This window comes from Bradyrhizobium sp. HKCCYLS1011, from assembly GCF_051167795.1.
In the GTDB taxonomy this organism is placed as follows: Bacteria; Pseudomonadota; Alphaproteobacteria; order Rhizobiales; family Xanthobacteraceae; genus Bradyrhizobium.
Genome location: NZ_JBNPTT010000004.1, coordinates 673,852 through 686,233 on the forward strand (window position 1 = coordinate 673,852; position 12,382 = coordinate 686,233).

A 12,382-nucleotide genomic window follows, 5' to 3' on the forward strand; every position below is an offset into this window, starting at 1 on the left:
GCTGGCGGCTGCCTGCGTGGGTCTGGTTCGTTGTCTGCTTTGAAAGGCCCCTGCATGCCCGCGCTTTTTGGTACTCGCCTCGCTGCACGTCGTGCCTTGCTGCTGTTGGGTGCAAGCACGATCGTTATCGCGATTGCAGCGAGTTCGGGGGTGAGCGCGCGTCCATTGGGCGCCGTGGGACAATCCGCGTCAGCGACCGCTGCCGCAGCCGCGGCCGCCGCAGCAGCCGCGCAGCAGGCCCAGCAGGCGGCGCAATCGAGCCAGCAATCCATGACACGGGCCTTGAGCGCCATTCAGGCTATGCAGGCGGCGCAGAACGCGGCGCGCGCGGCCGCCGCGGCCGGGCAGAGCGCGATCGCAAGCGGTCTGGCGGCCGGCGGATTGGTCCCGGACAGCGGCCTCGCCGCAACGGGCGTGGCCAATCCCGTCACCACCTGGGTCGGAGCGAACACCCCGACCCAGAGCACCGGCAATGGCCAGACCACAGTCAGCATCGACCAGACCCAATCGCACGCGCTGTTGAACTGGCAGACCTTCAACGTGTCCCGCGACACCACCGTCGTGTTCAACCAGCAGGGACACACCGACTGGTCGGCGCTGAACAAGATCGCGCCGGGCATCGCGCCGAGCCAGATCCAGGGCGCGATCAAGGCGGATGGCGCGGTCTACATCATCAATCAGAACGGCATCATCTTCACCGGCACCAGCCAGATCAACGTTCATACGCTGGTGGCATCCACGCTCGATCTCTCGACCGCTCTCAGCAATAACAACTATCAACAATATCTTCAGAACGGGCTGTTTTCCGATACGGTGCCCGACAAGACGACATCGATAGGGCCGCAAATCTGGCCCTCCAACGGCAGCGGCGCTGCGAGTTTCGCGATCGGCACCGGCGGCTCGGCCACTGCCACGGTCAGCGTCCTGCCGGGAGCACGGATCGATACCACGGGCAATCTCAGCACGAGCGGCGACGGCGGCTTTGTCGCGCTGCTCGGAACGGGCGGTGTCAGCAACGCCGGCACGATCACGACCCAGAACGGCCAGATCATCCTGGCGGCCGCGGGCGCAGTGAATGGCGGAGGAAACTCAATCACCCTCGTCACGCCGCCTTCCAATGTGGTCGGCGTCGACACCGCGCTGCAGGTTCAGGTCCAGGGCGCGCCCGCACCCGTCACCAATGCCGGAAACGGTCTGCTGATCGCCAATGACGGCGCGGTCACGGTGGTCGGCAGCCAGATCAGCCAGTTCGGCGGGATCGCATCGACCACCAGTACTACGCGCACCGCCTCGATCGTGCTCAGCACCAGCGGCACCACGACCGGCAGCGGAGATATCGTGCTCGGTGCGGACAGCCTGACGACGATCCTGCCCGACGAGAGCAGTGGAACGCTGCCGACGTCGACCCTCACGTCCCCCACCAATGCGAACGGCACCAACAACGCGAAATATTTTCAGACAGTCCTGCAGCCGGTGCTCACCATTCAGGCCCAGGGCAGCGTGGACGTCCAGGGCCATGGGTCGGGTCTTGGCGGTGCCTTCATCAAGGCGCCGGGTGCGGCGCTGAGCATCAGCAGCGCCAACGCCAATGGCAGCGTTCTGCTCGAAGCCGGCAGCACCGTCGATCTGTCCGGGATTGCCGGTGTGACCCTGCCGATGTCGATGAACCAGATCGACATCCTGGTGACCCAGGCCGAGGTGGCGGACTCACCGCTCGCGGCCGCCCTGATCGGCAAGACCGTCAGTATCGATGCGCGCCTCGGTGGGACGCGCGCCGACGGCCTGCAATGGGTCGGCTCGCCGCTGCTTGACGCCGCCGGCTTTGTCGGCCTGATTCCGCAAAGCATCGACCAGATCCTGACCGCGGGCGGCAGCTTCACGTCCTCGGCCAAGAACGTCGTGCAGATGCCGGGCTCGAGCATCAACGTCTCGGCGGGCTATGTGCAGTACACCGGCGGCGTCATCACCACCACGCGGCTGCTCGGCTCGAATGGGCGCATTTACGATATCGGCAGCGCCGATCCGAGCCTGTCATATACGGTCTATAATGGCTTCACGGTCGATCATTCCCGTTGGGGCGTGACCGAAACCTGGGCCGGCCTCGCCGGCAACGGCGCGCATTACGAGCAGGGCTACGTCGCGGGTGCCAATGGCGGCGCGATCAATGTCACTGCGCAGGTGCCCGTGCTCGACGGCGACATCGTGGCCAACGTCATCGCCGGGACGCGCCAGCGTGCCCTGGCAGGATCGTCGAATCTCGCCACTGCCGACAAAATGCCGAATGGCGCATCGCTGAGCATCAATCTGAACGGCGGAGCCGGCATCCCCAGTACACTCAATGTGACGCTGGAGTCGCAGGACAATGCCGGTGCAGATCCTTATGGCCTCTCGGGGCTGACCTTCGCGAATGCTGCGAGCTGGACGCCGACGCTGGCGAACGGCGTGCTGCCGATCTTCACCGACACGCTTTCCAGTCCCGGCTTCGGCTCGGTCTCGATCAAGGGCGCGTACACGCTGAGCATGCAGACGGGGGCGTCACTGTCCGTGCGTGCCGGCGGCAGCATCACGCTCGACGGCGTCACCACCATCGACGGCACGCTGTCGGCACCTGCCGGCAGCATCAGCCTCACCGGCTTTACTTATGCGACCAATATCCCGCAAGCGCCGCCGGTTGCGGCAGTGGTGATCGGCTCGCACGCCGTGCTCGACGTGCACGGGCTATGGGTCAATGACAGCGGCCTGTCGGGTGACGAGGTGCAGGGTGCCGGCTTCGCCAATGGTGGCAGCATCAGTATCTCCACGCTCGCTGCTAGTAATGGGCCGCGCAGTGGCCCAGGCGTGTTCACCGACGTCACGCAGAGCATCGTGATGGCGCCGGGAAGCATCGTCGATGTCTCGGGCGGCGGCAATGTCGGTACCACTGGAAAGCTGAAGACAGCATCCGACGGGCTTCCAGTCGGCAAAGGCGGCAGCCTGTCCGTCGTGACTTATAGCGGCGGTTTCACTAGTGGGATTGCACTGCCGAATTCAGGGAACAACAACGGCTTTAACGTTCCGCCCCAGGGGGCTGACGGTACTTTGAAGCCTGTAAACTACGCAAACGTGGTGCTCGGCGGCAACATTTACGCCAACGGGCTCGACGGCGGCGGAACGCTGACCCTTCAGGTGCCGACTGTGACCGTAGATGGCAACGCCGCGCAGGTCACGTCCTATGTGTCCAGCGCGACTGCGACCGCGCTGGCGGGGACCGGCGCCTCCTCGGCAGCCAGCTACGCGGTTTCCGACACACGTGCCGGCGAACTGGTGCTGCCGAACTCGTTCTTCACCAGCGGCTTCTCGCAGATCGTCGTCAATGGTGCTTATGGTGGCACCACAGTGACGTCGGGTACGCAGGTGACGCCGCGCCAGACGAATGCGATCGTGAACGCCAACCTGCTCGCTGCGCCGACGGGGGCGCGGGTGCGCGACTATGCGTCGGTCGGGCTGCTTCCTGAGGGGCTGCGCCACCCCGCGGGCCTGACGCTAGCCTCAGCGACTGCCGGCGTCCTACTTGATATCGGCGCCAGCATCCAGGCCGACCCGCAGGCCACCGTCACGGTGAACGCCGGAGCAACGGCCGACATTCGCGGCAGCATCGTCGCGCCGGGCGGCACCATCAACGTGTCGGGTGGCAATGTCCTGATCGAATCCACGGCGCTGCTCGATGTCAGCGGCACTTTCGTGCCGAACCCCAAGGTCGTCGCCTATTCGACCGGGACCGTGCTCGACGGCGGCACCATTGCGCTGACTGCCCTCGGAACCATTATCGCACAGCCCGGTGCGCAGTTCGATCTTCAGGGAGCCGCAGTATCGGCCGCGAGCGGACTGATCCGCTTCTCGCCGCGCGACGGCGGGCAGGACGCCTGGAGCAATGGCGGCAGCCTGCAGCTTTACGGCAACAATATCTACTTCGCCAGCACGGTCGATGCGGCCGGTGGCGCGCCGCTGGCCACCGGTGGCAGCTTGACCATCGGCGCTCTTGTTCCAACCGTCGCGACGCCGACTCCGACCGCCATCGTGATTGAGCGGGCCGGCATCGTCGCTGCAAACCTGCCGGCGCTCGGTGCAAGCGCGCCGGCGGGCGGCTTCATCGGCGCCGATACGCTGAGCAACGGCGGCTTCGATTCCGTCACGCTCAATTCCCCGACCGTCGCGTTCGGCGGTTCGGTGAACGTGACGGTGCCCGGCGCGCTGACCCTCGGTGGTCATATCATTCTGCTGCCGCAGAGCAGCGGCCTGCTGCCGGCCGGGGTGACTGATCCGAGCAAGTACACCGCCTCCAATTGCGGAGCGACTTGCATTCCGAGCATCGGCGGTACGACCGTCAACCTGAAGGCCGGCTATATCCGTTTCGCGGGATCGAACGGACAAGTCCTCGCACCGAAGCTCGCGGACGGCACCTTGAACGTGTCGGCGAAATGGATCGATCTCCAAGGCGGAATCACGCTTGATAACATCGCAAACGCAACGTTTGCGAGCCGCAGCGCCATTCGGCTGCTCTCCCCCGACTATGGCAATGTTGGGAGCACGACGACGTCGAACCTCGTCGGGGCCCTGCTCGCGCCGGGCAATCTGACCCTGCGGGCGGCTGAGATCTATCCGGTGACCGGGACGCAGTACCTGTTGGCCTCCACAGGGACGCTTGCCTCAGCCAGCATGCTCACGATCCTGCCGAACGGCCCGGCTGCGGCGCCGCTGTCCGCCGGTGGCGAAATCATCCTGAGCGCGCAGACCATCGATCAGGAGGGCACGCTGTGGGCGCCGCTCGGCACCATTGTGGTGGGCACACCCACGACCATGCCGACAGCAATTACAAACCTGTTCAGCGGGTTTGGCCTGACCCCGCCGCAATTCGTAACGACCCAGACCGTGACGCTCGGCAAGGGCAGCCTCACCTCGGTGTCCGCCGCCGGTCTCGATATCCCCTATGGTACCACGGTCGACGATACTACCTGGAGCTTCGGTTCGAGCACGCTGCCGGCGCCACCGAACAAGTCGATCAGCCTGAACGGCAACAACGTGACCACGCAATCCGGCGCGGTGCTCGATCTCAGCGGCGGCGGCGACATCTATGCCACCGAATTCGTCGCCGGCAATGGCGGCACCCGCAACGTGCTGACATCGTCTCAGCAGTCGACGTCCCCCGGCGCCACTGTAACGACCTATTCGTCGACCTATGCCGACGGGCGCCAGGTGTATGCGCTGGTCCCGGCCTATGAAGCGTCGGTTGCGGCCTACGATCCGGCCTTCGCGTCCTCCACCTATTATTCCGGCGTCACCGTGGCGGCAGGGTCGACCTCGGCCAGCTCCGCCGTTCGGCCGAACGCGATCGCTCCCGGCCAGACCGTGACCATCTCCGGAGGCAACGGCATTCCCGCCGGCACCTATGTGCTGCTGCCCGGCATGTACGCGACCTTGCCTGGTGCGTACCGCGTGGTCCAGGTGGCGAGCAACGTCAATCCCGGCACGACCCGGAGCGCGACGGGCTTGGACGGCTCGCAATATGTGGTCGGCACGCTCGGCAATGCGTTAACCGGGGCGAGCTCGTCGCAATCGGCGCTGTTCCAGTTGCAGTCGAAGTCGGTGTGGTCCAAATATTCGCGCATCGACATCACCTCCGGCACCACGTTCTTCCGCAACCAGGCCATCGCCGCCGGCCAGACCCCGCCGCCGCTGCCGATCGACGGCGGCACGCTGGTGCTCGGCGCTGTCAATTCCCTCAACCTCGCGGGGACCAACCTGTTCGGCCCTGGCACCAGCGATCTGGCGGCCGGACTGGTCGGCGGCGGCGGGCAGGTGCAGATCGGCGGCAGCAACATCGTGGTCCTCGCGAGCGACCAGACGCTGCCGGCTGGCGATTGTCGCGTCAGCAGCGCGTCCGGCTGCATCAACTATCTCGTGCTTGATGCCGACCAGATCAGCAATCTCGGCGCCAGCTCGGTGCTGATCGGCGGCACCGCATCGATCGTGGGCGGCGTCGAGAACATCACCGCCACCGCCACCAATCTCGAGATCAAGACCGACGCTGCGCATGCCCTGACGGGGCCCGAATTGCTGCTGGTGTCGCTCGGCGGCGGCAGCGGTCTCGTCGTCGATGCCGGCGGCGTGATTCAAGCCAAAGGCGCGGTGCCGAGCGGCACCGAACGCGACATCTCGTTCGGCGCCAATCCGGTGGCGAAGACCGACACTAACGGCAATGTGACCTATACCGCTGGCGTCAGCGGCGACGGCGCGATGCTGCGGGTCTCCAACGGCACGCTCGTCAACGTCACGCGCAACTATGTGCCGGGCCAATATAGCGGCCCGGGTCCGCTGCCGACCGCCACATCGCCTCAAGGCACGTTCTCGATCGGCGCCGGTGCGGTGATCAATGGCGGCAACGCGCTGACGCTCGACACCAGCGGCAGCGGCGCGCTCGCTTCGACAGCTTCCCTGATCGCGCGGAACTACGATATCGCGGGTTCGGTGATCAACATCGGCGGTGGCAGCTCCGGCATCACGCTGAACGCGGCCGCGCTCGCCAACTTCAATGGGGCGGATTCGGTCCGGCTGCGCAGCGCGACCGTCATCAATCTTTACGACGCCGTCAGCGACGGCGGCAATCTGGCCATCGGCGCCAATTCGGCAAATCCCATCAACACGCTGATCTTCGACAGCGCCGGCCTGTTCAGTCATGGTGGCCAGACCACCGTCAATGCGACCAACATCCGCCTCGCCAACAGCCGCGGCGTCACGGCAACCAGCACCGCGATCAGCGGCAGCGGCGGCACGGTCACGCTGCATGCCACCAATACTCTCACCGAGGATCTTGGCGCCAAGACCATCGGGGGCGTCAGCCAGGTGTTCTTGAATGCCGACCGGGCGATCGCCTTCAGCGGCACCGGCAGTCTCAACGCCGGCGCCGCGAGCATGCAGCTCTCGGCCCCGGTTCTCCTCGTCAACAGCGGCGCGACCCAGGCCGTCACCACCACGGGCACCGTCACGCTTCTGACCGGTGCAGGGACGGCGCCAGACGCTGTCGCCAGCAATATCGGCGGCGCGCTCTCGATCACCGGTGGATCGGTCAATGACTACGCGAACATCCAGGCGCTGTCGGGCAATGTCAGTCTGATCGCGACCTCCGGCGATGTCGAGCTCTACAATGGCGCTGTGATCGATGCCTCCGGCTCCGAGGTCACGGTGCTCGACATCGTCAAGGACGCGCCGGGCGGCAAGGTCCGGCTGGTGTCGAACACCGGCAACGTGCTGATCGACGGCGGGGCGAGCGTCAACGTCTCGGGCGTTGGCATCGGCTTTGCCGGATCTCTGACCATCCAGGTCCAAGGCAAGGCGAGGCTGTTGGGCACGCTGGACGGACACGCCGCCTTCAAGGATCTCGGCGGCAACTTCACGCTCAACGCCGGCACGCTCGAGCCCGGCAGCCTGCTGCCGACGAGTTTCACCGGCAGCATCGCGGTGACCTTGCAGCAGGGTGATATCGTCATTGGGCAACACGCCGGCTCGCTGGCGTCGGCCCTGAGTGCCGGCCAGATCATGCTCGATGCCGAGAATGGCAGCGTGCAGATCTATGGCAGCGGCGACGCGAGCAATCCGGCCAACCAGCTCACCGTGCTCGATGCCAGCGGCCTCAACGGCCAGATCTCGCTTTACGGCACCAACGGGGTGAGCATCGGGGCCGGCACACGGCTGACCGCGGCCTGGGTCGCGGATGATCCGCGCAACCCGAATTATGCCAAGGGCAGCTCGCTGCTGGTGCAGAACGGCGGCACCATCAAGCTCGGCACCTCGGGCACGCCCGATGGCACGCTCACCACCGCCGGCACGTCCGCGGCGCTTCCAAATGGCTACGGCTACGAGAACGTGACGTCCTCGGGCGCGATTTCGGTCGCCACCAACACCACGTTCGACGTCAGCGGCGGCCCCGGCGGCGCCAACATCTCGAACACCGGCGGGCAGGTGATCCTGCGGGCGCCGATCCTGACCGGCAGCGGCTTCAATGCGCAATTCCACGGCACCATCGTCACCAGCGCGGACGCCAGCGGCAAGCCGAGCGGCGGCGGGCTGGTGCTCGACGCCTATGCGGTGTGGAGCACCACCGACGGATGCTCGCTGATTCCCGCCGGCTGCAACTCCATCACCACGGTGGCCCAGTACAACGCGCTGACCGCGGCGCAAAAAGCGCAGATGGACCAGCATTTCGACGGCATCATCGATCCTGCCGGCTTCTTCAATGCGACGGGCACGCAGGTCGTCACTCCCACCGCCGTGACTGGCTCCACGGGTATCTATCCGACGTCGTACTACAATGCTGCGACGGGCAATGCGACCGCGGCCGCGGGCGCCTATCTGGCGCATCTGGATTTCTATCAGAACACGCTGGTCAAGTTCGTCCAGCAGACCAGCCTGACCGGCTATGATCTGTCTGGCGCGGCGATCAAGACCAACGTGCCGGGAGCGACGGCCCAGAGCCTGACGAACAGCGCTGTGGCGCAGGCTTCCGGCACGCCGCAGACGCTGCACGTGCGGCCCGAGATCGCGCTCGTCAATCCCTCGAACGCCATCAACGGCGGCAACATCACGGTCGCCAGCAACTGGAATCTCGGCGGCATGGTGCCTACCACGGCGACCGTCCCGACCTCGAGCCGCAACGCGCCGTTGACGAGCTACACGCCGGCCTATCGCTCCACGGTGAGCGCCTTTGCCGGCGACGCCGGCATGCTGGCATTGCGCGCTGCCAACAACATCGCCATCAATGCCACCATCAGCGACGGGTTCTACGAGCCCTTCGACGGCTTCAGCAAGGCCGCGGCGACGAGCTACAGGCTGGTTGCCAACCTGATCGCCAACAACCCGGCGCAGGCCTCGGTCTCAGGCACGGTGGTCAATGATCTCAACACCACCTCGGCGGCGAGCCTGATGTCAATCACCCAGGGGACCAACAACGGCTCGTTCTCCTACGATTTCGTCGCCGGCGCGGCGCTCGGGACCACGCCTTCGGCCAATCCCAACGCCGTGGTGGCGATTTCCGATCCCGCGACCGCCAGCAACACGACCGGCAGCGTGCTGATCAACGGTCATACGACCTACCTGGATCCGGCGAATGGTACGTTGGGGGTTAGCGGCATCCCAAATGCCACCATCAATATCCCGACCCTGGTGCGGACCGGCACTGGATCGATCGACATCACCGCCGCGGACAACGTCGCCTTCATCGATCAGGTGGCGCCGGGCGCCGTCTATACAGCAGGCGCACAGGTGACGACGCCGGCCGGCTATACCGTCCCCGCGGTCGGCGTCAGTTACGTCACCACCCCGACGGGGCTGGTGGGCCTGCCGGCCTGGTCGAGCGGCGGCGGCGCGGTGACGGTGACGGCAGGGGGCTCGATCATCGGCATCGAGAACCCGAGTGATAATTCCACCGGAAGCCAGTACGGCGTTGCGAACGGACCGACCGGCGAGTTCTGGAGCTCCTGGTACATTCACTATGGACAATCGAACGGGACGGCGACGCCGTTTACCAACTGCCGATCCAACAAGGCCTGCCAGACTTCGGCCTGGATCGATTTCAACGACTTCTTCCAGGGCTTCGGCGCGCTGGGCGGCGGCAACATCTCGCTGACATCAGGCGCCGACATCGTCGACGTCGGTGCCTCCTTGCCGGAAACCCTGGTGGTCAGCGGCGGCACCGGCACGCGCGACGCCAGCGGCAATCTGATCAATCCCGCGGCCACTTATTACGGTGGCGGCAATCTGATGGTAAAGGCCGGCCGCGACCTCCTGAGCAGCGACTTCCTGGTCGGCCGCGGCGCGGGCCTGATCCAGGTCGGCGGCACCGTCAAGGCCGACACCTCCATCGCGACGTCAACCTCGACCGACCCGATCACCAACCAGCCGATCGCAACCGGGCAAACCCCGCTACCGCTGCTGCTTGCGGAACAGGACGGTTTCGTGACCATCGCCGCGCGGGGATCCGTCACCCTCGGTGGGGTCTACGACCCAGCATCGCTGCCGATGGACGGCCAATTGCGCATGAAGGTCGGTCTTTGGCCCAACGGAATCGCGCTGACCCTTGCCCCTGGTTGGGGCTCACCTTTCACAACTCTCGGCGCCACCAGCGGCATCGCGCTGACCAGCACCGCCGGCGACGTGACAGCGCTGACGATCGACAACGCGTCCAACGCGAGCACGAGTTCCGCGTTGTTTCAGCATGGTACCACACTCAACTCCGCCAACTCCGCGGCCGGGGAGCTGCTTCCGGCGACGCTCGATCTGGTCTCGCTGCAGGGCAATGTCGACCTCAGCGGCGCGACCGCGGCCAATCTGGTCCCGATCCCGACCCAGACCGGCAGCGATACCGGTACGATCAGTATCGTCGCGGCGCGGTCGATTTTCCTTGGGCCTTCGCTCAACATGCCGGATCTCAACACCAGCGCGACCAACCGCGTTGGTCCTACTGTTACAGTCGTTACCAACTATGTCAGCCCGCTCGGGCTGGTGCTGCCCAGCCTGACGCAGGCGCTGCACGCCAACGATCCGCAGCCGGTGATCATCGCGGCTGGCGGCGATATCAGCGGAAGCCTCGGCGTGATCAAGCCGGCGCTGATTGAGGCGGGCAACAATATCAATCTGACAACCTTTACCGGTCAGAACAACAACTTTGGCGACATGACCAGCATCGTCGCCGGCAATAATCTGACCGGCGGAATCTATCAGCTCTATGGTCCCGGCACCTTCCTGCTCCAGGCGGGCCATGATCTGGGTCCGTTCACGCCAAATAGTGCGGGCATCTTCACCCTCGGCGACGGCAGCCCATCCCCGACGGCGATCTTCCCAGTCAAACCCTATCTGCCGCACCAGGGCGCCGAGCTCGACTTGTTGTTCGGCGTGAAGCCGCAGATCAGCAACTACACGGCCGTGATTGCGCTCTACGTCGATCCGGTCAACTCGGGTACGAGCGGCATCGACCTCTTGAAGATCATCGCGGGCATGCTCAATGACGGGGTCGACCCGGCCAAGTCGTGGGACACTACGGCCCGCCAGAAAGTGTGGAGCGACTTCAAGCTGTTGTCCGCGTCGCAACAGCAAAGCCTGGTCGACCGGGCCTTGACCAGCTATTTCGGTACCGGCCCGCGGGCCAACTACATGGCCTTCATCACGCAGTATCTCGCGCCCGGCGCGGCCGATGTCGGTTATGATCTTCTGTCCGATGTCGCGAAGGCCTTGGGCGTCAGCAGGAATGCGGCCGGTGTGCTGTTTGCGCAGGTCGCGACGGGGCAGCAGCCGCTGACCCAGCCCGAGAAGCTTGCGATCGACCGCGCCCTCAATGATCTGCTGATCCAGGTCGGCAAGGACGCCAAGGATCCGACAAGCCCTTACGTCGGCAAATATGCTCGCGCCTATGCAGCAATCTCCACCCTGTTCCCGGCCGCCCTCGGCTACACCGACAACAGCACGGGGAGCGGTAACGGTGCGGCGGCGAAGATCGCGACCGGCAAGATGAATTTGGCCGCAGCCCTGCTTGAGACCCAACTCGGCGGTGACATCAACATCATTGGCCCCGGCGGCGGCATCACAGTCGGCCATAGCTCCACTGATACGCTGCTACCGAATCAGGAAGGCATCCTGACGCTCGGCGGCGGAAACATTCGCATGTTCACGGATGATTCCGTGGTGGTGAACCAGAGCCGCATCATGACCCAGCAGGGCGGCGACATCGGCGTGTTCGTTGCCAATGGTGACATCAGCGCCGGCTCCGGGCCGAAGACCTACGCCTCGAGCCCGGCCGTCAGCGAGATCTGCACCCAGGATGGCTATTGCTACGTCAATCCGCAGGGGCTGGTCACCGGCGCCGGCATCGCCGCGCTGCTGACCGTGCCGGGACAGGATCCGAGCAAGAGCAATGTCACCTTGGTGGCGCCGCACGGCACCATCGACCTCGGCTCGGCCGGCGTACGTGCCACCAGCGCAATCTTTGCGGCGTTGACCGTGGTAAACGGCTACAACGTCCTGGCCGGCTCGGTGGTCGGCCTGTCCTTCACGCCGCCGCCGAACACGGCGGCGCTGACCACGGCCTCCAACGCCACGGCCGCGACCCAGCAGGCTGCCCCAGTCACGCAGCCGCAGAACAACGACCGGCCGTCGATCATCATCGTCGAGGTGGTCGGCTATGGCGGCGGCAGTACCACCAACGAGAACGTGGTGGCCCCGGCGAATGGCGTTGACACAAATCGCGCTGCCAAGGATGAGGAGGAGCGCCGCCGCCGGAAGCCTTAGGCTCGGCCTCGACAGGCCGATCAATCTAGCTGGCGACCCGACCTGGCGACCCGACGGGCGGTTTCGCTGC

At 65.5% G+C, this 12,382-nt stretch carries 1 protein-coding gene; it reads left to right on the forward strand.

Going from position 1 to position 12,382, the window contains the following annotated elements:
- Positions 1–150 precede the first annotated feature (150 nt).
- Entirely contained in the window at positions 151–12,312 is a 12,162-nt protein-coding gene (locus ACQR1W_RS16150) for a filamentous haemagglutinin family protein (RefSeq protein ID WP_434851684.1), read from the forward strand.
- Positions 12,313–12,382: the final 70 nt, after the last annotated feature.